The following is a 19,952-nucleotide window of genomic DNA, read 5'->3' as shown; positions in this document are numbered from 1 at the left end:
AGCTTGGCCGGATATTCGCGCCGGTCGGCCAGCGCGACGAGGATCTGATCGGCCCCGGCGACGACATGGTTGTTGGTGATGACCAGCCCCTTGCCGTCGACGATGACGCCCGACCCGAGCGCATTTTCAACCCTCGGCTGGCTGTCGAACACGGAAAAGAACGGGCTCATCTGCTGGCGCTGGCGCACCACGCGCGCGGTAAAGATGTTGACGACCGCCGGCTGCACCGCTTTGGCGACGGGCGCGAACGACAGGTTGATCTGCCCGGCGCTGGTCGGCAGCACGCGCGCCGGTTCGGGGCTGGCCTGCCGCGCCGCTTCGGCGACATCCTGCGCCGCTGCCGTGCCGGTGCCGATCCGCTGGTTGATCGACAGCGCCAGTGCCACACCACCCACGACGCCTGCTGCCAGCAGCGCTGCTCCCTTGGCTTTCATCGACTGCCTGTTCCTCCTGCGATAACCGCGCCCGAGATCGTGCGTTGCCGCCGATCTGACAAGACCCGGCGAGAAAAAGCCAGTTTCCCGCTGAAGCGTCGCTGAACGCGCTTGGCTTTGACAATGGCCGTCGACCGCCGGAAAATGCGCGACGCAGCGGCGGAAAGGCGGAATTTGCATCAAAGGCTCGATACAGACCTGTTGCTACGAGCCTATGCGGCCGGGCTGTTCCCGATGGCGGATGCCCGCGACGCCGACGATATTTTCTGGGTCGAACCGCAGGTGCGCGGGGTGCTGCCGCTGGACCAGTTCCATCTGCCGCGCTCGCTGGCGAAAGTGCTGCGCCACGAACGGTTCCGGCACAGCCGCGACACTGCCTTCGAGCGGGTGCTGCAGGCCTGCGCCGATCCGGCGCCGGGGCGCGAAGAAAGCTGGATCAACGGCAGCATCCACGACGCCTATCTGCGCCTGCACGAACAGGGCCACGCCCACAGCATCGAGACATGGGATACAAGAGGCCGGCTGGTGGGCGGTCTTTACGGGGTGCGGATCGGCGCTGCGTTTTTTGGCGAAAGCATGTTCAGCCGCGCGACCGATGCCTCGAAGGCTGCGCTCGCGCATCTGGCGGCACGGCTGAAGGTGGGCGGGTTCCGCCTGCTGGACACCCAGTTCCTGACCGCGCATCTGGCGCAGTTCGGCTGCATCGAGATTCCGCGCGCCGCCTACAACGATCGGCTGGTGCAGGCAGTCAGGCATGAAGCGCATTGGGGTAGCCTCGACCGCATCGCGGCGGGTGGCGATCAGCCCTCGGGCGGGGGTGCCGGTTGCTTTTCGGCGGGCGCATTTTCCGGCGTCGGCGAAGGCGCTGCCGGCTTCGCTTCCCCGGTCGTGGCGGCGGGCGCAGGGCGTTTTGCGGGCGCTGTCGGACCATCGGGGAACTTGATCGTGCAGCTCCTCAGCCAGACATCATAGACCGGGTGGGTGAAGCTGTTCAGCGACGGCGATTCTGCGAACAGCCAGCCGGAAAAAACCAGCTTGGGCGGCAGAGGCTTTTTCTGGCCCACAGGCTGCACATGCTCGACCACCTGCACGAACGCGGCGGACTGTGGCCGTTCGTAGGGCGCCGTCTTGTCGCAAGTCCGCAAAATGCCCGACAGGCGGCCAAAACGGAAATTCTGGCCGGGCTTCAGCGTAACGAAGGTCGAAGTGCCGAGCCGCTTGTCGAGGAAGCCGAGCACGGCAACCGGCTGGTTTCCCACCGCTTCGGGCAGAGCGGGCTTTGGCGCAGTCTGCGCAACAGTCTGCGCGCACAGCGGCGCGGCCAGCAGCAGGGCAACGAGGGGCGTCAGCCGCCCCCGGTGCGCCAGTTTCATTCGGCCGACTTCATTGTGCTGCGGCCGCCGGCTGCGCCGCATCGCCGCCGCTACGGTTGATGACGGACCCGATAAGACCCATCAGGTCGGTCGCGCCCTGAGTGTCGGTGATCTCGTCGCCGGGGGCAAGCTGTTCGGTATCGCCGCCGGGGACGAGGGCGATATAGCTGCCGCCAAGCAGGCCTTCCGACGTGATCGCAGCCGAACTGTCGAGCGGCAAACGCACGGCCGAATCCACCGTCAGCGTGACGATCGCCTGAAAACTTGCAGGGTCGAGCTTCTGCGCCGTCACCGAGCCGACCTTCATGCCCGAGACGCGCACATCCGAGCCGACAGAAATGCCGCCGACGTTGGGGAAGCGCGCCTTCAGCGCATAATGATCGGTGCCGCTGCTGCCTGTGCGCGACAGGGCGAAGGCAAGGAACCATCCGGCGACGGCCAAAACCGCGATCCCCGTCAGCGCCTCGGCGACATGTTCCTTCAGAAGCTGTTGCATCGCCTGCCTATTGGCCGGGCGACCAGGGCCGGTAATCGGCGGCGGCCGGTGCACGCTTGCCGCCGGCCGCCAGTGCGCCCTGCGGCAGTTCGGCGCGGGCGCTTCCCGTGGGGTTGGGGCGCCACGGCTTTTCCCACGACTGCACCTCCAGCGGGGAATCGGTTGGCGGCGCCTGCCGGGTCTTGTGCAGCCAGAGGTGCCATTCCGGCGGCACGCGGCTGGAATCATTGTCTTCTGCGTAGATCACCCAGCGCCGGCCCGAGGATTGTTCCTCGTAGTAGGTGTTGCCGGCGGCGTCGCGGCCGACTTCGGTGCCCCGCAGGCGCGTTTTCAGCCAGGTGCCGAAGGTGCTGCCCGTCCACCAGGTAAAGAGATTGAAGCCCATGACAGCGCCCCTAGAGCATTTGCGCGCGGGCCGGAAGGGGGAAGCCCGTCATTGCGGCCCCCACACCACCCGGTCGCCGGGCTTTGCGCCGATTCGCGCTGCTTCGCCGCCCTTCAGTTCAAGAACGGCCGCGACCGGACCCAGCGAGTTCAGCATAGCCTGCGATTTCGGCGTCGCCTCGGCGATGATGTTGCGGATGCGGCCGTCGGCGCCGATGAACAGCAGATCCAGCGGAATCAGCGTGTTTTCCATCCAGAAGCTGGCGGTGCGCGGCGGATGCATGGGGAAGATCATGCCGCTGTTCGGCGCCATCGCGGTGCGGAACATCATGCCGTGTGCCTGTTGCGCGCCCGTTGCCGCCACTTCGATCTGGTAGCGGTGCGTCCGGCCATCGGCCGTGGAGATGGAGAGCGGCATCACCTTCAGCCCGGTCTGCGGCTTTCCGGCGACGACCGCTGCCGCCGCTGGCGCCGGAATCCATGGTGCAGCACCGGCAACAGCCAGCAGCGCCAGGCTAATCGCGATCGGCAGGCTAATCGCGGGCCGCGGGTTCCGGGCGGATGTCGACTGCAAGCGCGCCGCGCGGCCCGTCGTGCACGCGGGCTGCAAGAAATTCGCCCGGATGCAGCCCTTCAAGGCCACCACGGCGAACGGTTTCCATGTGAATGAAGATCTGCGTGACACCGTCGTTTCTCAGCAGGAAGCCATACCCACGGGTGCGATTGAACCAGCGCACCTGAACGGGTTCGAAATCACCTGCCTGTTCCAGAAAGTCCAGCGGGTTCTGGTGGTGCCCCCCGCGTGGCGGGGGCAGGCGGTCATGGTCGGGGCCGGTTGCGGAGGACAGGTCGAGGTCGAGGATGGTCGCGCCCTGCCGTCCGCGCGCGCCGTGGCGGACCGAAAGCCTGAGCGTCGCGCCTTCCGGCAGCGACTTCCGCCCGATCGGAGCGAGCAGGTTATAGTGGATCAGCACGTCGCTGCTGCCATCGTCGGGAATGACGAAGCCATAGCCCTTGGACACATCAAACCATTTCACCCGTCCGCGCAGGATTTCATCCGTCTGCGAGGGGCAGTCCGGCATGCCGGCATTCGAAACTTGCGCATTCGGCAGGCTATCCATGTCGCTTGTTACTTGGCGCATTTGCGTGTCAGTCAACCTTCTTGTCGCGTAATCAGTAATTTAGTTGTTGTGCTTTTCCGTCCTCAGACAAAAGGCTAACACAGACACACGCAGGTGCAAGGTGAACTTTTTTACACTATCGTAATAAGGGTGCCCCGGAACATGGAACTGAAGGGTGAAATCGGCATCCGTTCGTCGCGGCAGCAGGTCTGGTCGGCGCTGAACGACCCGGCGGTGCTGGCGCGCTGCATCGAAGGGGTGGAGCGTCTGGAAGCCGATGGCGACAACCGGTTTTCCGGTGTGATGAACGTGAAGGTGGGTCCGGTGAAGGCGCGGTTCACCGGCACCGTCGAGCTGAAGGAAGTTGATCCGCCGCATCATTACGTCCTGTCCGGAGAGGGGAAGGGCGGCGTCGCGGGCTTTGTGCGCGGGTCGGCCGACGTGCATCTGATCGACCGTGGGCCGGAAGACACGTTGCTATCCTATGCGGTGCAGTCGCAGGTGGGCGGAAAGCTTGCGCAGCTTGGCGCACGGCTGGTGGAAGGCGCGGCGCGCGGCTACGCTGACCAGTTCTTCGAGGCGTTCCGCGCCGAGGTGGAAGGCGAGCCTGCCGCGACGCAAGCATCCGGGACGGCGGCGGTTGCAGGCGCAGACCCATCCGCCGCGCAGGCGCCGGGCATCGCGCCATGGATCTGGATCGGCGCGCTGGTGCTGCTGGTTGCCCTGACGACAGCCTGGCTGCTTGGTAGCCGCTGATGGACGACCTCGGCCGGATCCTCGGGCTGGCTTCGCAGTGGCAGGCAGCGGGGCATCGGCTGGCGCTGGCAACGGTCGTTCGCACATGGGGATCGGCCCCCCGGCGGACGGGAAGTCTGCTGCTGGTCCGCGACGATGGATTGTTCGAAGGCTCGGTCTCGGGCGGTTGTGTCGAGGGCGCGGTGATCGAGGCCGCGATGCAGCGGATCGCACGGGGCGGCGGCGAACTGCTGACATTCGGTGTGGCGAGCGAACGGGCATGGGAAGTCGGCCTCGCCTGCGGCGGAGAGATTTCGATCCTGGTGCAGGCGGTCGATGATACCGGTTTTCCACCGGCGCTGCTTGCACGGCTGGCGCAGGCGCGTGCCGACGGGCAGACGTTCAGCATCGCCGCCGACTTTGCCACCGGCCGCACGGCAGAAGGGGCCGAGGGCGATTTCGTGCACCGGTTCGACCCGCCGCTCAGGCTGATGCTGGTGGGCGCGGTGCATATTTCGCAGGCGCTGGCGCCGATCGCCACGACGCTTGGCCACGAAGTCCGGATCGTCGATCCGCGCGGCGCGTTTGCTGCCGGGCCGCGCTTTGCCGGATTCGAGGTGGACGACCGTTGGCCCGACGAAGCATTGGGCGACTGGCACCCGGATGCCGCAAGTGCAGTCGTCTGCCTGACGCACGACCCCAAGCTCGATGATGCGGCGCTTGCCGTCGCGCTTGCGACACCGGCCTATTATGTTGCCGCGTTGGGCAGCCGCCGCACCCACGCCGCGCGGCTTGAACGTCTTGCCGCGCGCGGCTTCAGCGATGCACAACTCGCCCGCATCCACGGCCCGGCCGGGCTGGACATCGGCGCAGCGAACCCGGCCGAAATCGCGCTTAGCGTGGCCGCTGAAATGATCGCTGCCTGGCGGCGCAGGCCCTAGCCATGATCTTCGCCGAACTGTCATTGGCCGAAGCCGGGGGCGCGATTCTGGCGCATTCGCTGCTGCTTGGCGGCCAGCGCCATCCGAAGGGCAGCAAGGTTACGCCCGAACTCTGCGCGCGTGCAGCGGCAGCCGGCATCAGCCGGATCTGGGTGGTCCGCCTCGACCCGGCAGACACCCCCGAAGCCGATGCTGCCGCCGCCATCGGCGCGCGCATGGCAGGCGACGGCGTCGAAGCGGAAGCACCGGTGATGGGGCGCGTGCACCTGCGCGCCGGCCATGCCGGGCTGCTGTTGTTCGATCCGCAGTCGGTGCATGCGGCAAATGCTGCGTGCGATGCGGTCGCCATCTCGACCTTGCCGCCGCACACGCCGGTTGCGGCCGGCGATCTGCTGGCGACGGTCAAGATCGTGCCCTTCGCACTGACCGGGGCCGAGATGCAGGCGCTGAACCTGCCGGCGATGGCGCCGATCTGGATCGCCCCCTGGCGCAGGACGGCGCCACCGGTTCTGGTGCAGACCGGCAGTGGCGATGCCGCCGGCACATTGTTCGAAAAGACGGCGGCCATCACATCGGACCGCATGGCGCGTTTCGGCCATGTGTTGCAGCCACTGCCGCCGGTGCCGCACGCGATCCAGCCGCTTGCCGCGCTGCTTGGGGTGCAAACCGCGCCGCTGATCCTGATCGCGGGCGCTGCCGCGACGGTTGATCGCCGCGATGTGATCCCGCAGGCGATCGAGGCGGCTGGCGGCGAGGTGTGGCGGGTTGGCATGCCGGTCGATCCCGGCAACCTGCTGCTGCTGGGGCGGTTGCGCGATGCGCTGGTGATCGGGCTTCCCGGCTGCGCCCGCAGCCCGCGCCGGAACGGTCTCGACCTCGTGCTGGAACGCTGGGCGGCGGGCGTTGCGCTGTCGCCCGACATCGTCGCCCGGATGGGGGTTGGCGGCCTGCTCGAAGAATCCGGCCGCCCCGTGCCCTGGAGCTGGAGCGGAAGCTCCGGTGGCTGAACCGCTGAAGATCGGCGCACTGGTGCTGGCGGCAGGAAGCGCCCGCCGCATGGGTGCGCCAAAGCCTGCAATCGAAGTGGCGGGCCGTCCGATGATCGCGCATGTGCTGGCGGCGGCCTGTGCGGCGGGCCTTGAGCCGCTGGTGGTGACGGGGGCGCATGCCGGGCAGGTTATGCAGGCGGCGGGCGATGTGCTGCACGTTCATGCGGCGCAGCACGGGCAGGGCATGGCCGAAAGCCTGAAGGCCGGGCTGCGCGCCGCGCCTGCCGATTGGGGCGCGGTGCTGGTGCTGCTGGCCGACATGCCGTTCGTGGCGGCAGAAACGCTTGCACTGCTTGCAGCAGCACTTGCCGAAGGCGCGCCCTGCGTGGTGCCGTGCTTTGGCGGCCAACGCGGCAACCCTTGTGGTTTTCACCGTTCCTTGTGGCCGCGATTGCAGGTGCTGCACGGCGATCGCGGCGCGCGCGCTTTGCTTGATGATCTGGGCGTCCGGCAGATCGACGTGGACGACGCAGCCATCCTGCAGGACTTCGACCGGCCCGAAGATCTGGCCTGAAGCAATGGCCATCGTGCCTGCGGCCCTGTGGCAATCCCGCCGATGCTGCTATCAAGTCGCTGTAGTCACTTGCCCGGCAGCGCCGAGGGGAGAATCATGTCCGGCCAGCAGAAAGCCAGCACCGCGCCCGCCAGCAGTTCCTGCGTCGTCAGCCTGACCGAACTTTATACCATCGGCATTGGCCCCTCCAGTTCGCATACGGTCGGGCCGATGCGGGCGGCGCGCACCTTCGCCGGCGAAGCGATCGATTGCGGGCGGGTGCCGCACCATGTCTCGGCAGAACTGTTCGGATCGCTGTCGCTTACGGGGCGTGGCCACCATACCGACCGCGCGGTGGTGCTGGGCCTTGCCGGCGAAACACCTGAAGGTATCGATCCCGACCAGGTCGAGGCGCTGCTGGCGGGCATTGAAACCGAAGGCCGGATCAACCTCGATGGGCGGGTGCGAATCGCGTTCCGACCAGACCGCGACATCCTGTTCCGGCGGCAGTTTCTGCGCGCGCACCCGAACGGCATGCGCTTCGTCGCCACCTTTGCCGACGGGGAACCGCTGGAGCGCATCTACTATTCGGTCGGCGGCGGGGCGATCCGGCGGGAAGGTGGCGAGCCGGCCCGTCTGAACCACCAGCCACCCTATCCGTTCACATCGGCGCAGAACATGCTCGACCTGGCGGCGGCGGCCGGCCTGTCGATAGCCGAACTCGTCGACGCGAACGAGGCGGACCTGCGCGAACCTGCACAGACCGATGCCTTTCTGGCCGATGTCCGCCGGGCGATGCTCGCCTCGATCGAGCGCGGTTGCACGCGCGACGGCATATTGCCGGGCGGCTTGCGGGTAGAGCGCCGGGCAAAGCACATGCGCGACCGTCTGGCAGCGCGCGGGCCGCGCGTCGATTCAGGCCATGTGTTCGAATGGGTCAGTCTGTGGGCGCTTGCCGTCAACGAAGAGAATGCAGCCGGCGGGCGGGTGGTGACCGCCCCCACCAACGGCGCTGCCGGCATCATCCCGGCGGTGCTGCAATATTATGAAAGCTTCGTGCACGGCGCCGATGCCGCCGGAAGCCACCGGCTGCTGAAGACTGCCGCCGCGATCGGCATGCTGTACAAGAAGCGGGCGTCGATCTCGGCTGCGGAAATGGGCTGTCAGGGCGAAGTCGGCGTCGCCTGTTCGATGGCGGCGGGCGGGCTGGTGGCGGCACTCGGCGGCACGAACGCGCAGGCCGAAAACGCCGCCGAAATCGGCATGGAGCACAACCTCGGCCTGACCTGCGATCCGATCGGCGGGCTGGTGCAGATCCCCTGCATCGAACGCAACACCATGGGCGCGGTGAAGGCGATCAACGCCGCGTGGCTGGCGATGCACGGCGACGGACGGCATATCGTAAGCCTGGATTCGGTGATCGAAACGATGCGCCAGACCGGCGAGGACATGAAGCTGAAGTACAAGGAAACCAGCCAGGGGGGGCTTGCCGTCAACGTCGTCGAGTGTTGACGCGGCGGCGTCCGGGCGGCCATGGGCTTGTTTTCCGTGGTTGTCGCAAGGAGTTTTGATGTTCCGCCCGGCTTTGTTTCTGTTCGCTCTTCCCATTGTCTGTGCACCTGCTCTGGCGGAAAATTCGAGGCCCGCACCCGACCCGCTGCCGCCGCCGATCGAGGCGTCGCGCGATGTGCCCTACCCCGGCACCATGAAGCTGAAGATCGACGCGACCGACGTGCAGCGCGGCATCTTCGAAGTGCGCCAGCAGATCCCGGTGCAAAGCACCGGCACCGTGACGCTGCTGTTCCCGAAGTGGCTGCCGGGGCACCATTCGCCGTCCGGCGCGATCGACAAGGTTGCGGGTCTCAGGTTCACGGCCGATGGCCGTACGCTTTCATGGAAGCGCGATCCGGTTGAAGTCTATGCCTATCATGTCGAGGTGCCCGCCGGCGCGCGGTCGATCGACGCTTCGTTCCAGTTCCTGTCGGCGACGGCCGCGAACCAGGGCGGCATCGTCACCGCACCCGATATGCTGCGGTTGCAGTTCATTTCCATGAGCCTCTATCCCGCCGGCTACTTCACCCGGCAGATTCCGGTTGCAGCGACCGTGCGCTACCCCGTCGGCTGGACCGCCTATTCGGGCCTTCCTTCAAAGAAGGTCGGCGACGAGCAGGTCTATGAAACCACCAATTACGAGGTTCTGGCGGATTCTCCGGTGATGGCCGGGCGGTATTCGCAGCAATGGCAGCTTTCGCCACGGGTTTTCCTGGACGTGGTTGCCGACAGTCCGAACGAACTGCAGGCAAAGCCCGAACAGGTGGAGGCGCACAAGCGGCTCGCCGATCAGGCGATCAAGCTGTTCGGCACGCAACAATATGACAATTACCATTTCCTGCTGTCGATCTCGTCGATCATGGGCGGGATCGGCCTCGAACATCATCGCAGTTCGGAAAACGGCGTTCGGCCCGGCTATTTCACCAAATGGGATGAAACGCCTTCCGCCCGCAATCTGCTCCCGCATGAGTTCACCCATAGCTGGAACGGCAAGTTCCGCCGTGGCGCCGACCTCTGGACGCCGGACTTCCACACGCCGATGCGCGGATCGCTGCTGTGGGTCTATGAAGGGCAGACCCAGTTCTGGGGCTATGTTCTGCAGGCGCGCTCGGGGCTGGTTTCCAGGCAGGACACGCTCGATCAACTGGCGATGATCGCCGCCTCGCTCGATACCGCACCTGCAAGGCAGTGGCGCCCGCTTGCCGACACCACCAATGATCCGATCCTGTCGCAGCGGCGGCCCAAGGGCTGGCTGAGCTGGCAGCGCTCGGAGGATTATTACAACGAGGGCCTGCTGGTGTGGCTGGAAGTCGATTCCATCCTGCGCCGGGAATCGAAGGGCACGAAATCGATCAACGACTTCGCCCGCGCCTTCTTCGGCCTGCGCGACGGCGATTTCGGGCAGGTGACATATCGCTTCGAGGATGTCGTCGCGACACTGAACAAGATCCAGCCCTACGACTGGCAAACCCTGCTGCTGCAGCGGCTAGACAAGACGGGCGACCATGCGCCGCTCGCCGGCTTCACCAACAGCGGCTACCGGCTGATCTATACCGATACGCCAACCTCGGCCTTCAGGAAGGCGATGCAGGCCCGCAAGACCGCCGACTTCACCTATTCGCTGGGCTTTTCGGTCGGCAGCGAAGGAAAGCTGGGTGCGGTGATCTGGAACAGCCCGGCGTTCAAGGCGGGGCTGACAGTCGGGCACCGGCTGCTGGCAGTGAACGGCGAGGCCTATTCCGAGGCGCGGCTGAACGAACTGCTTGCGGCAGCAAAGACCGGCAAGGAACCGCTGACGCTGTTCATCCGCGACGAGGAACGCTACCAGACCGTCACCATCGATTACCACGGCGGGCCGCGCTATCCGCGCTTCGAGAAGACGGTCGAAGGCGAAACCGGACTCGATCGCCTGCTGGCCCCGCTATGATCTGAAGTCAGGCGTCGGCAGCGCACCGGAAGCCGATATGGCTGGTGGCGCTGTCGACGGCCTGCGGGTGGCGGGCCGCCGGGCGATACCTCCGGCAGTAAAGCGGCGAACACAGGTGCGAGCCGCCCTTCAGCACCCGGCGCGGAATCGGGATGTCGGGCATCGCCGGGTCGTGGCTTTCTTCGGCGCGGATTTTCGGGCCGCCGTGCCCGCCGCAGCAGCCATCGGCGGCGATGCTGTGGCGGTCGGCATACCAGTCGGCCGTCCATTCCCAGACATTGCCGATCATATCCAGCAGGCCGAACCCGTTCGCCGGGTAATGGCCGACGGGCGATGTGCGGACGAACCCGTCGGCGGCGCTGTTGCCGTGCGGGAATGCGCCCTGCCAGACATTGGCCATATGCCGGCCGCCGGGTTCCAGATCGCTGCCCCAGGCGAATTCGCTGTCGGCGCCGCCGCCGCGCGCGGCATATTCCCATTCGGCCTCGGTCGGAAGGCGCCGCCCGGCCCATGCGGCATAGGCTTCGGCATCGGCGGCGGCCACCTGCACCACCGGGTGATCCCACAATCCGTCGAGGCTGCTGTCGGGACCGGTCGGGTGGCGCCAGTCGGCGCCGGGCACCCAGCGCCACCACTGGTTCCAGTCGTCGAGGCGAACCGGCCCCGTGGTCGGTGTGAATACCAGACTGCCCGGCACCAGCAGTTCCGAGGGCGCGCCCGGATAGTCGGCCGGATCGGGAGCGATTTCGGCGACGGTCAGGTAGCTGGTTGCCATTACGAACGCCGCGAACCGGCGATTGGTGACCAGCGTGCGATCGATCCGGAACGGGCCGACGACAGCCTCGTGGGCGGGTGCTTCCTCGGGGTAGTGTCGGTCCGAACCCATGCGGAACCGGCCACCCGGAAGCGGCACCATGTCCGGCATGGGTTTTGCGCTGCGTGGTTCGTCGGCCGCCATCGAGCGCCGGTCTGGCGTCAATGGCGGCGACTGTCCAGTCTTAGTCAGGCCAGTCCGGTCAGGCGATCGCCATCAGCGTGGCGTTGCCGCCCGACGCGGTGGTGTTGGTCGAGGTGGACACTTCATGCACCAGCCAGTCGAGCCGCCAGCCAAGCCCTGCCGCCAGCCGAGCAGGCGTTTCCACCTGCACCGGCACCAGCGGCCCCTGCCTTGCCGCCAGTTCGGCAAGCCTTGCGCTGGTGTCGGCGCCATCGCCTTCGATCAGCGCGCCCGCAAGTGCGGCCATACCGCCTGCAAGGCGTGCGGCCACAGCTTCCGGCAGGCCCGAGGTTGCGTCCTGCAAATCAGGCCCCAGATCCAGCGCTGCGTCGTTGCCGGTTGCCAGGATTGCGGCAATTGCATTGAACAGCCCGGCGCGCGTCGTTGCGCGCAGCAGGATCGTGCCGCGCGGCTTTACCTGATAGCGGTTGTCCTCGCCGACCGGGCCTGGAAGCAGCAGGTCGGCGCCGAGCGAGGATTGCGCGGCGGCCGCACGCGCCGACGCGGCAGCGCGGCTTTCACCTGCACGGTCGAGCCAACGGATGAACTCGGCCAGCACCGGATCGGGCGCGCGCGCATCATCGACGGTGAACGCAGGCCCGTTCACCAGCCGCCCCAGATAGAGCGGCCCGCCAGCCTTCGGCCCGGTGCCCGACAGACCCTGTCCGCCGAACGGCTGGACGCCGACCACCGCGCCGATGATGTTGCGGTTGACGTAGATGTTTCCGGCATGGACTTCGGCCGTCACCTCGGCGACGGTTTCATCGAGGCGCGTCTCGACGCCGAAGGTCAGGCCATAGCCGGTCGCGTTGATGCCGGCGATCAGTGTGCGCAGATCGTCGCGCTTGTAGCGCAGCACGTGCAGCACCGGCCCGAACACCTCGCGGCCCAGTTGGGCGACGCTGTCGATCTCGATGATGGTGGGCGCGACGAAGGTGCCATTGGCGGTTTCCGGCCCCAGTGGCAGCCGGGTGATGCGGGCGCCGCCTGCCGCCATCTGCGCGATGTGCGCTTCGATGCCGGCTTGTGCGGGCTGACTGATGACGGGACCGATGTCGGTGCTGATCCTGTCCGTCGGGCCGACCGACAGTTCCGCCAGACCGCCCTTCAGCATTGCCAGCGTCCGGTCGGCGGCTTCTTCCTGCAGGCACAGCAGCCGCAGCGCCGAGCAGCGTTGCCCGGCGCTGTCGAAGGCCGAGGCAAGCACATCGGCGACCACCTGCTCGGTCAGCGCCGAAGTGTCGACGATCATGGCGTTCTGGCCGCCGGTTTCGGCGATCAGCGGGATCGCCCTGCCTTCGACCGAAAGGCGCGCGGCAAGCGTCCGCTGGATGATCTGCGCCACCTCGGTCGAGCCGGTGAACAGCACGCCGGCGGTTTTCGCATGACCAACGAGCGCGGCGCCGATGCGCCCGTCTCCGGCAACCAGTTGCAAGGCGTCGGCCGGAACGCCCGCTTCGTGCAGCAGGGCCACGGCCTGGGCGGCGATCAGCGGCGTTTCCTCGGCGGGCTTTGCCAGCACCGGGTTGCCGCCCATCAGCGCCGCCGCCACCTGCCCGGTGAAGATCGCCAGCGGGAAGTTCCACGGCGAAATCGCTGCAACCGGCCCGACGGCGCTGTGCTGCGCGGTCAGGCGGCTGCGGCCCTCCACCGCGTAATAGCGCAGGAAGTCTACCGCTTCGCGCACCTCGCCGATCGCGTTCGGCAGCGACTTTCCGGCTTCGCGCATGATCAGGCCCAAAAGCTCGGGCATGCGCTCGTCCATCAGGTCGGCGGCGCGTTCCAGCATGGCGGCGCGCTGGCCGACCGGCACCTCGGCCCATGCGCTGGCAGCCGCAGTTTCCACCGCGCGTGCGGCTTCCTCCTCGCTGGCGTCGGTCACGCGGCCGGCCACGTCGCGGTGGTCGGCCGGGTTCAGCACGTCGCGGGCAGGGCCTTTGCCTTCGCCCGCAGTCCATTGCTGCGAAAGGCTTGTCCGCAGCGCATCCGACGTTGCCGCCAGAACGCCTTCGTCGCTCAGGTCGAGGCCGCGCGAATTACGCCGGTGGTCCAGCAGGTTGGCGGGCAGCGCGATCTGGTCGTGCGGGGCGCCTGCAACCGGCATCGCCCGTGCGATGTCGACCGGGTCTGCGATCAGTTCCTCGACTGCGACCGCCTCGTCGGCGATCCGGTTCACGAACGACGAGTTGGCGCCATTTTCCAGCAGGCGGCGCACCAGATAGGCAAGCAGCGTCTCGTGCGTTCCAACCGGCGCGTAGATCCGGCACGGCCGGCCAAGGCCCTTGTCGCCCACCACCTGCCGATACAGCGGTTCGCCCATGCCGTGCAGGCACTGGAACTCATAGTCTCCGGCTGTGAAGTCGGGGCCGGCCATGTGGAACACCGTCGCCAGTGTCTGCGCGTTGTGGGTGGCGAACTGCGGATAGACATGCGCCCGCGCCGCCAGCAGCTTCCGCGCGCAGGCGATATAGGCGATGTCGGTATGAAGTTTGCGGGTATAGACCGGGAAGCCCGGCAGCCCGTCCAGTTGCGCGCGCTTGATTTCGGAATCCCAATAGGCCCCCTTCACCAGGCGCACCATGATCCGCCTGCCCGACCGGCGGGCCAGATCGACCACATGATCGATCACGAACGGGCAGCGCTTGCCATAGGCCTGCACCACGAAGCCCAGCCCGCTCCAGCCGCCAAGCTCGGGGTCGAGGGCGAGGCTTTCCAGCAGGTCGAGCGACAGTTCCAGCCGATCGGCTTCCTCGGCGTCGATGTTCAGGCCGATGTCATAGCTGCGGGCCAGCAGCGCCAGCTTCTTCACTGTCGGCAGCAGTTCGCCCATCACCCGGTCGGCCTTGGCGCGGGCATAGCGCGGGTGCAGCGCCGACAGCTTGATCGAAATGCCCGGCCCGGCGACGACGCTCTTGCCGGCCGAGGCGCGGCCGATGGCGTGGATCGCGGTTTCATAGTCGCGGTTGTAGCGGGCGGCGTCGGCGGCGGTCATCGCCGCTTCGCCCAGCATATCATAGGAATAGCTGAAGCCCTGCGCTTCCAGTTCGCGGGCGCGTTGCAGCGCCTCGTCGATGGTTTCGCCGGTGACGAACTGTTCGCCCATCATCCGCATCGCCAGCTCGACGCCCTTGCGGATCACCGGCTCGCCGAAGCGGTTGACGACGCGTGTCAGCGCAGCTCCCAGCCCGTCCTCGCTGACGCTGGAGGTAAGCCTGCCGGTCACGACCAGCCCCCATGTGGCGGCGTTCACGAACAGCGAACGATCGCCGCCGACATGGGCCATCCAGTCGCCGGGGGCCACCTTGTCGCGGATGAGGGCATCGCGGGTTGCTGCATCGGGCACCCGCAGCAACGCTTCGGCAAGGCACATCAGCGCGACTCCTTCGCGGCTCGACAACGAAAATTCCTGCACCAGCGCGGCAACGCCGCTGACCTGCCCGTCGCGGCGCAGTCCTTCGACGAGCGCGCGCGCCGTTGCGGCCACGGCCGCCTTCGTTTCCGGCGGCAGCGAGGCGGCTTCGATCAGCGGCGGCACGCACTCCGGCTCGGGGCGGCGATAAGCGGCGGTGATCGCCTGCCTGAGGGTGGTGGGCGCTGCGACGGCGGGCGCGAACGCGCTGAAATCGAAGGGGCTGGTCATGGCCGGGACCATAGCATGACGGCAGACGACAGACGCGGCTAAAAACAACACTGATTCACGCCAAAACGGCTATTTATACGCTATACCATGGTTTATATGATAAGTATGAGTGATAGTGATAGTGATCTGGACGAGTTCGATCACAGGATCGTGCGGGCGCTGCTGGCCGACGGCCGCATGACCGTCGCCGACCTTGCCGATCGCATCGGCCTGACCCGCACACCGACGCAGCTTCGCCTGCGGCGGCTGATAGGGGCCGGGGTGATTCGCGGATTCCGCGCCATCGTCGACCCGGCGCTTCTGGGCAAGGAGCATGTGGCATTCGCGGAAGTGAAGCTGTCCGACACGCGCGAGAAGGCGCTGGCGGAGTTCAATGCTGCGGTGCTGAAGGTGCCGGAAATCGAGGAATGCCACATGATCGCCAGCAGCTTCGACTATCTGCTGAAGGTCCGCACCGCCGACATCCGCACCTACCGGCGCGTGCTGGGCGAGCGCATTTCCAGCCTGCCGCACGTCGAAAGCACGTCCACCTATGTTGCGATGGAAACGGTGCGCGAGGGGCGGCCTGCAGTCTAGCCGGTCAGCGCCTTCAGCCGCCAGCCGGCAACCAGTAACCCACCCTCGGCGCGGGCAGCGGCCACGTCAGCGTCCAGCGATTCCCGCTCGGCGTCCAGCAGCGCCAGTTGCGGCTTCATGCCGGTCTTCACTTCCAGACGGGTGGATCGCAACGCCTCGCTGGCCGCCTGTTGCTGGCGCAGGGTGGCTTCCGCCATCAGCCGGGCGGCGGCAAGGCCTTCGTAGGCGGCAATGGTCTCGGCTTCGATCTCGCGGCGGGCGGCGCTGGCGTCGGCTCGGGCGGCGCTGGCGCTGGCGCGCGCCTCGTCGATGCGGCCCATGCGGGCGCCATCGAACAGTACCCAGCGGGCGCGCACCCCGACCACGGCCTGATCGCCCCGGTATCCGGGGAAAAACTGGTCGCGCGCGGTCGAGCCTTCGGCAAAGCCGGCGACTGTGGGCAGCCAGTCGGCGCGGGCCGCTTTCGCCTGAGCCTCTGCCGCAAGCGCTGCGCCGTCTGCCGCTGCCAGCGCCGGGCTGTGGGCCAGCGCCTGCGTCACGGCTTCGTCGCGGCTGGCGGCGGTTGCGGGCGGTGTCGGGATGGCGCCCAGATTCAGCGGCGCGAGACTGGTGAGCACCCGGAAGCGGGCGGCGGCGCCTGCCTCGGCGGCGCGCGCACTGGCGAGGCCGGCTTCGGCCCCGGCTGCCCGCGCCTGCGCCTGCGCGACATCGGTCGAGGGTGCGTCGCCTGCCCGGAAACGCACGACAGCCTGCCGTTCGATCTCGCGCACCTCTGCCAACTGGCGCTCGCGCAAATGTACTTCGCGCCGCGCCGTGACGACTGCGGCAAAGCTGGCCGCGACTTCGGCGGACAGTTGCGCCCGCACCAGTTCTGCGGCTGCCATCGCGCTGCCGCGGGCGGCGCGCGCGGCTTCGCGCCCGGCCAGAATACGCCCGCCGGCAAACAGCGGCTGCTCCAGCGTGGCAACGGCAGCGCGCGGCTGCACGTCGGCGGCGGCGAGGCCGAAATAGCCGCCGGGGTCCAGCCGTCCGGTGGCCCAGGTGCCCGACAGGGTGACGGTCGGCAGCAGGGCGCCATTTGCCTGCGACACGCGGGCTTCGGCGGCTTTCAGTCTGGCGTCCACCGCATCGATGCCCGGATTGGTGGCCAGCGCCGCTTCGATCGCCTGTTCAAGGGTTACGGATTCAGGGGTCACGGCGGCGGCGGGAGTGGCGGCACCCAGCAGCAGGGCGGCGGCAAGCAGACGCATGATGCAGCCTCAGCGGAAGGCGTGGCCGGATGGCAGGCCGAGCCTCGCGAACAGCCTGGCGATCGGGCAGAAGCCGGTAAAGGCCGACTGCAACAGGTTGAAGCCGACGAATGCCGTCAGCCACAGCCAGTTCGGGCTGAAGAAGTGGGCGAGCGCGAGGCTTGCCAGCACCACGATGCCGGCAAAGGCGAAAACGGCACGGTCGACGTTCATCGGGATGGTCCTTTTCTGGTGTCAGGAACGGAGTTTTTTCACGCCCATCACATCGAGGGCGAGCTTTTCGTAGAATGGTTCGGCTTCGCCCCGGCGCACCTTGTGCAGAAAATATTTCTCGAAGGCGATCTTGGCGAGGTGCACCCATTTGCCGCTGGACGACCAGTTGGTGTTGCGTGGCGGGATCTGCGGCTGCGCGACAAAAGCGACGCCACCATCGCCGAAGTCGGCCAGACAGATGGCATTCCAGCTTGCTTCGAAGCCGGGTTCGCGGCCGTCGAGCAGGTCCGAGAGGTTGCGGGCGATCGCCGTCACCATCGATTCGATCATGAAGCCGGTCTTGGGCACTCCCACCGGAACCGCAGTCGGCCCGGTGGGCGGTATGGCGACGCAGACACCCAGCGCGAAGACATTGCGGTGCGTTGGGTTTCGCTGGTGCCGGTCGACCAGCACGAAACCGCGCGGATTCACCAGACCCTCGACATCGCGCACCGCCGGCACGCCTCGGAACGGTGGCATCATCATCGCCAGATGGAAGGGCAGCGCATGCGCCTTCTTTACAGCGCCGTCCTCGCCGACCTCTTCGATGTGCACGACACCGGGGTCGACGGAAACGATGCGGCTGGACGTCACCCATTTGATATGGCGCTCGCGCATTTCGCTTTCGAGCAGGCCCCGGGTGTCGCCGACGCCGTCCAGGCCGAGGTGGCCGATATATGGTTCAGGGGTGATGAACGTCATCGGCACACGGTCGCGGAGCTTGCGCTTGCGCAGCTCGGTGTCGAGCAGCATTGCATATTCATAGGCCGGTCCGAAACAGGACGCGCCTTGCGCTGCACCGACGACGACCGGTCCAGGGCTGGCCGCCAGCCGATCGAAGACTTCGGCTGCGGCTGCGGCATGGCCGGTCTCGCAGATGGAGACGGTGTTGGCGCCAGGGCCGAAGCCCGGGATCTCGTCGAACGCGAGGTCGGGACCGGTGGCGATCACCAGCCAGTCGTAGGGCAGGCTGGTGCCGTCGTTCAGTTCCAGCCGGTTTTCCGCCGGGTGGACACGCCTTGCCCCGACGGCCGTGAAGCCGATGCCCTTTTTCTGCATCACCGGCGGCAGGTGCACGCGGATGGCCTCGGGTTCGCGCCAGCGCACCGCCACCCACGGGTTCGAGGGGACGAACCAGTAGTCCTCGGAGTTGGCGACCACCATCGTCTCGGCCCGTCCCTTGACGGCGCCGGCGATTTCATAGGCGGCAATGGTGCCGCCAAGGCCTGCACCCAGCACGACGATTCGCGGTAACGTCACGACGATGCTCCTCCCGGATGTTTGTCAACTTCCTGCTTGACTATATATTCATATTCCATGATATGCGCAAGTAAGAATTATCTGGAGATTGCGCATGTTCGGATTCGGCAGGCGGGAAAATCCGCGCGACATCGGCGCCACCGCGCTGGCGGCACTTCTAGAGGCAGGCGATGCGCTGGTGGTGGACGTGCGCGAGCCGCACGAGTTTGCTGCGGCTCACATTCCGGGTGCGCTGAACCTGCCGCTCTCGCGCTTCTCGCCGGCGCAACTGCCCGATGCGCAAGGGCGGCGGCTGGTGCTGAACTGCGCTGCGGGCGGGCGCTCGGCGCGCGCCCTTGCCGCCTGCGAGGCAGCAAGGGCGGTGGTCGACGGGCACCTGGCCGGCGGCATCGGCGCCTGGGCAGCGGCCGGACTGCCGCTTGCGCGTGGCGCCTGACGATGCGTGTGCAATTCCTGCTGGCCCTGCCACTGGCGCTGGCCGCCTGTGATTCGACGCCTGCGGAAAAGGCGCCGGTGGCGCACGATGTCCGGGGAGAGCGGCTGGCGATCGCCATGCGTCGTCTGCCCGACACGGCCGAAGTGCCGGCCACGGTCACTACGCGCGACATGGCGGAAGCCCGCGCCCGTATCCCCGGTGTGTTGGCGTCGCTGCGGGTGCGCGCCGGCGACCGCGTGACGGCAGGGCAGCCGATCGCCGTCATAGAGGACAGCCGGCTGGCGCAGGAGTCCGCCGCGCAGGGCGCCGGTGTCACGGCTGCAGCCGCGCAGGCGGCGCGGGCGCAGGCCGACCTCGAACGCATCCGGCTGCTGCACCGCGAAGGCGTCTATGCGCAAAGCAGGCTCGACGAGGCGCAGGCTGCTTCGCGTTCGGCCGACGCCATGCTGTCGGCCGCGCGCGCCCAACAGGGCGCGGTGCGCGCGGCCGAGGGGCAGGGCGTCGTGCGCGCGCCGGCTGCCGGGACGGTTCTGGTGGCGGACCTTCCGCAAGGATCGGCGGTGGCGCCCGGCGTGGTGGTTGCAACCATCACCGCCGGGCCGCCGGTCGTACGCCTCGATGTGCCCGAAGGGCTGGGTAAACGCCTTGCCGACGGGATGGCGGTGCGGATCGCGGGCCTTGCCGGCAGGCAGGCCGGCGAAACCGTCAGCGGCCGCATCGCCAGAACATATCCGGGGGTGCAGGCAGGTCGCCGCCGTGCTGACGTGGTGGTGCCGGGCCTTGCGCCGGAACTGGTGGGCCAGCGCGTTACGGCGGAAGTCGTGCTGGGGGAACGGCAGGGCATCGCCGTGCCCGGTCGTTTCGTCCAGCAGCGGTTCGGGCTGAATTTCGTGCGGTTGCTGTCGGCAGACGGGAAGCGCGCGTATGACGTGCCGGTCGAAGTGCGCACGCTGGCCGGCGGTGATGTGGAACTGCTGTCGGGGGTGAAACCCGGCGATGTGGTCGTGCTGCCCGCAGGCCAAGGCCGATGACGGCGC

The 19,952-nt window shown here is 67.5% G+C and carries 20 protein-coding genes and 1 pseudogene; 10 read left to right on the top strand and 11 right to left on the bottom strand.

Features of this window, described 5'->3' with window-relative positions; translation table 11 throughout:
• A partial coding sequence (locus AC16JP_RS07575) for a trypsin-like peptidase domain-containing protein (protein WP_484339999.1) occupies positions 1-434 on the bottom strand: 434 nt, incomplete at its 3' end.
• 144 nt (positions 435-578) lie between these two features.
• On the opposite strand from AC16JP_RS07575, the gene aat reads away from it, so the two are divergent.
• Positions 579-1,406: a leucyl/phenylalanyl-tRNA--protein transferase gene (gene aat, locus AC16JP_RS07570; RefSeq protein ID WP_484340003.1), complete on the top strand. Its 828-nt coding sequence runs from the start codon at positions 579-581 to the stop codon at positions 1,404-1,406.
• A 35-nt stretch (positions 1,407-1,441) separates the two neighbouring features.
• On the opposite strand, the pseudogene AC16JP_RS07565 reads toward aat, so the two are convergent.
• The 5 genes and pseudogenes from AC16JP_RS07565 to AC16JP_RS07545 form a co-directional block, all read right to left on the bottom strand.
• Positions 1,442-1,807 (bottom strand): annotated as a pseudogene (locus AC16JP_RS07565) (DUF2155 domain-containing protein); the annotation flags it as partial.
• A gap of 10 nt (positions 1,808-1,817) precedes the next feature.
• Positions 1,818-2,303, bottom strand: coding sequence for an outer membrane lipid asymmetry maintenance protein MlaD (gene mlaD / locus AC16JP_RS07560; RefSeq protein ID WP_484339998.1), 486 nt, complete (start codon positions 2,301-2,303; stop codon positions 1,818-1,820).
• Positions 2,304-2,310: 7 nt separating this feature from the next.
• On the bottom strand, positions 2,311-2,688 hold the full coding sequence (locus tag AC16JP_RS07555) for an NADH:ubiquinone oxidoreductase subunit NDUFA12 (RefSeq protein ID WP_484339997.1): 378 nt from the start codon (positions 2,686-2,688) through the stop codon (positions 2,311-2,313).
• Between the two features lie 48 nt (positions 2,689-2,736).
• A complete protein-coding gene (locus AC16JP_RS07550; protein WP_484339996.1) occupies positions 2,737-3,261 on the bottom strand; it encodes a DUF192 domain-containing protein in 525 nt (174 codons plus the stop codon).
• Positions 3,221-3,769 carry a cold-shock protein gene (locus AC16JP_RS07545; protein WP_484339995.1) on the bottom strand — a complete coding sequence of 183 codons (549 nt, stop codon included), beginning with the start codon at positions 3,767-3,769 and terminating at the stop codon, positions 3,221-3,223. Before AC16JP_RS07545 ends, AC16JP_RS07550 begins: the two co-directional genes overlap by 41 nt.
• Positions 3,770-3,970: 201 nt before the next feature.
• Between AC16JP_RS07545 and AC16JP_RS07540 the strand changes: the two genes are divergently transcribed.
• The 6 genes from AC16JP_RS07540 (at position 3,971) to AC16JP_RS07515 (ending at position 10,504) form a co-directional block, all read left to right on the top strand.
• Positions 3,971-4,564 carry an SRPBCC family protein gene (locus tag AC16JP_RS07540; RefSeq protein WP_484339994.1) on the top strand — a complete coding sequence of 198 codons (594 nt, stop codon included), beginning with the start codon at positions 3,971-3,973 and terminating at the stop codon, positions 4,562-4,564.
• Positions 4,564-5,484 carry an XdhC family protein gene (locus tag AC16JP_RS07535; protein ID WP_484339993.1) on the top strand — a complete coding sequence of 307 codons (921 nt, stop codon included), beginning with the start codon at positions 4,564-4,566 and terminating at the stop codon, positions 5,482-5,484. The genes AC16JP_RS07540 and AC16JP_RS07535 overlap by 1 nt, the downstream gene beginning before the upstream one ends.
• 2 nt (positions 5,485-5,486) lie before the next feature.
• Positions 5,487-6,491: a molybdopterin-binding domain-containing protein gene (locus AC16JP_RS07530; protein WP_484339992.1), complete on the top strand. Its 1,005-nt coding sequence runs from the start codon at positions 5,487-5,489 to the stop codon at positions 6,489-6,491.
• Entirely contained in the window at positions 6,484-7,047 is a 564-nt protein-coding gene (locus AC16JP_RS07525) for a nucleotidyltransferase family protein (RefSeq protein WP_484339991.1), read from the top strand. The genes AC16JP_RS07530 and AC16JP_RS07525 overlap by 8 nt, the downstream gene beginning before the upstream one ends.
• Positions 7,048-7,143: 96 nt before the next feature.
• The gene (locus AC16JP_RS07520; protein ID WP_484339990.1) at positions 7,144-8,538 is read left to right on the top strand and encodes an L-serine ammonia-lyase; all 1,395 of its coding nucleotides are present in this window, start codon (positions 7,144-7,146) and stop codon (positions 8,536-8,538) included.
• Between the two features lie 58 nt (positions 8,539-8,596).
• Positions 8,597-10,504 (top strand): M61 family metallopeptidase, encoded by a 1,908-nt coding sequence (locus AC16JP_RS07515; protein ID WP_484339989.1) that lies wholly within the window; start codon positions 8,597-8,599, stop codon positions 10,502-10,504.
• A gap of 7 nt (positions 10,505-10,511) precedes the next feature.
• Here the strand turns inward: AC16JP_RS07515 and AC16JP_RS07510 are convergent, their stop codons facing one another.
• Positions 10,512-11,462, bottom strand: a complete 951-nt coding sequence (locus tag AC16JP_RS07510) for a formylglycine-generating enzyme family protein (protein ID WP_484339988.1) — start codon at positions 11,460-11,462, stop codon at positions 10,512-10,514.
• Positions 11,463-11,520: 58 nt separating this feature from the next.
• Positions 11,521-15,141, bottom strand: a complete 3,621-nt coding sequence (gene putA / locus AC16JP_RS07505) for a bifunctional proline dehydrogenase/L-glutamate gamma-semialdehyde dehydrogenase PutA (protein ID WP_484339987.1) — start codon at positions 15,139-15,141, stop codon at positions 11,521-11,523.
• Positions 15,142-15,246: 105 nt separating this feature from the next.
• Here putA and AC16JP_RS07500 point away from each other — a divergent pair, with 105 nt between their 5' ends.
• Positions 15,247-15,717, top strand: coding sequence for an Lrp/AsnC family transcriptional regulator (locus tag AC16JP_RS07500; protein ID WP_484339986.1), 471 nt, complete (start codon positions 15,247-15,249; stop codon positions 15,715-15,717).
• Here the strand turns inward: AC16JP_RS07500 and AC16JP_RS07495 are convergent.
• The 3 genes from AC16JP_RS07495 to AC16JP_RS07485 are packed head-to-tail and all read right to left on the bottom strand — an operon-like array spanning position 15,714 to position 18,479.
• A complete protein-coding gene (locus tag AC16JP_RS07495) occupies positions 15,714-16,967 on the bottom strand; it encodes a TolC family protein (protein WP_484339985.1) in 1,254 nt (417 codons plus the stop codon). The genes AC16JP_RS07500 and AC16JP_RS07495 overlap by 4 nt on opposite strands.
• Positions 16,968-16,976: 9 nt before the next feature.
• On the bottom strand, positions 16,977-17,180 hold the full coding sequence (locus AC16JP_RS07490) for a YgaP family membrane protein (RefSeq protein WP_484339984.1): 204 nt from the start codon (positions 17,178-17,180) through the stop codon (positions 16,977-16,979).
• 21 nt (positions 17,181-17,201) lie between these two features.
• Positions 17,202-18,479: an NAD(P)/FAD-dependent oxidoreductase gene (locus tag AC16JP_RS07485; RefSeq protein WP_484339983.1), complete on the bottom strand. Its 1,278-nt coding sequence runs from the start codon at positions 18,477-18,479 to the stop codon at positions 17,202-17,204.
• Positions 18,480-18,573: 94 nt separating this feature from the next.
• Between AC16JP_RS07485 and AC16JP_RS07480 the strand changes: the two genes are divergently transcribed.
• Together AC16JP_RS07480 and AC16JP_RS07475 are read left to right on the top strand one after the other, a co-directional pair.
• A complete protein-coding gene (locus AC16JP_RS07480) occupies positions 18,574-18,915 on the top strand; it encodes a rhodanese-like domain-containing protein (RefSeq protein WP_484339982.1) in 342 nt (113 codons plus the stop codon).
• A gap of 2 nt (positions 18,916-18,917) precedes the next feature.
• Positions 18,918-19,946 carry an efflux RND transporter periplasmic adaptor subunit gene (locus AC16JP_RS07475; RefSeq protein ID WP_484339981.1) on the top strand — a complete coding sequence of 343 codons (1,029 nt, stop codon included), beginning with the start codon at positions 18,918-18,920 and terminating at the stop codon, positions 19,944-19,946.
• Positions 19,947-19,952: the final 6 nt, after the last annotated feature.

The organism is Sandaracinobacteroides sp. (assembly GCF_057137845.1).
This window is presented reverse-complemented; position numbering and strand designations above follow the sequence as displayed.

What these genes read in the sequence shown, in the direction of transcription:
- AC16JP_RS07500 (WP_484339986.1), top strand. Translation starts at nt 15,247, where the DNA reads ATGAGTGATAGTGATAGTGATCTGGACGAGTTCGATCACAGGATCGTG.
- AC16JP_RS07555 (WP_484339997.1), bottom strand. Translation starts at nt 2,688, where the DNA reads ATGGGCTTCAATCTCTTTACCTGGTGGACGGGCAGCACCTTCGGCACC.
- AC16JP_RS07490 (WP_484339984.1), bottom strand. Translation starts at nt 17,180, where the DNA reads ATGAACGTCGACCGTGCCGTTTTCGCCTTTGCCGGCATCGTGGTGCTG.
- AC16JP_RS07520 (WP_484339990.1), top strand. Translation starts at nt 7,144, where the DNA reads ATGTCCGGCCAGCAGAAAGCCAGCACCGCGCCCGCCAGCAGTTCCTGC.
- putA (WP_484339987.1), bottom strand. Translation starts at nt 15,141, where the DNA reads ATGACCAGCCCCTTCGATTTCAGCGCGTTCGCGCCCGCCGTCGCAGCG.
- AC16JP_RS07480 (WP_484339982.1), top strand. Translation starts at nt 18,574, where the DNA reads ATGTTCGGATTCGGCAGGCGGGAAAATCCGCGCGACATCGGCGCCACC.
- AC16JP_RS07515 (WP_484339989.1), top strand. Translation starts at nt 8,597, where the DNA reads ATGTTCCGCCCGGCTTTGTTTCTGTTCGCTCTTCCCATTGTCTGTGCA.
- AC16JP_RS07495 (WP_484339985.1), bottom strand. Translation starts at nt 16,967, where the DNA reads ATGCGTCTGCTTGCCGCCGCCCTGCTGCTGGGTGCCGCCACTCCCGCC.
- aat (WP_484340003.1), top strand. Translation starts at nt 579, where the DNA reads ATGCGCGACGCAGCGGCGGAAAGGCGGAATTTGCATCAAAGGCTCGAT.
- AC16JP_RS07530 (WP_484339992.1), top strand. Translation starts at nt 5,487, where the DNA reads ATGATCTTCGCCGAACTGTCATTGGCCGAAGCCGGGGGCGCGATTCTG.
- AC16JP_RS07510 (WP_484339988.1), bottom strand. Translation starts at nt 11,462, where the DNA reads ATGGCGGCCGACGAACCACGCAGCGCAAAACCCATGCCGGACATGGTG.
- AC16JP_RS07475 (WP_484339981.1), top strand. Translation starts at nt 18,918, where the DNA reads ATGCGTGTGCAATTCCTGCTGGCCCTGCCACTGGCGCTGGCCGCCTGT.
- mlaD (WP_484339998.1), bottom strand. Translation starts at nt 2,303, where the DNA reads ATGCAACAGCTTCTGAAGGAACATGTCGCCGAGGCGCTGACGGGGATC.
- AC16JP_RS07540 (WP_484339994.1), top strand. Translation starts at nt 3,971, where the DNA reads ATGGAACTGAAGGGTGAAATCGGCATCCGTTCGTCGCGGCAGCAGGTC.
- AC16JP_RS07545 (WP_484339995.1), bottom strand. Translation starts at nt 3,769, where the DNA reads ATGCCGGACTGCCCCTCGCAGACGGATGAAATCCTGCGCGGACGGGTG.
- AC16JP_RS07535 (WP_484339993.1), top strand. Translation starts at nt 4,564, where the DNA reads ATGGACGACCTCGGCCGGATCCTCGGGCTGGCTTCGCAGTGGCAGGCA.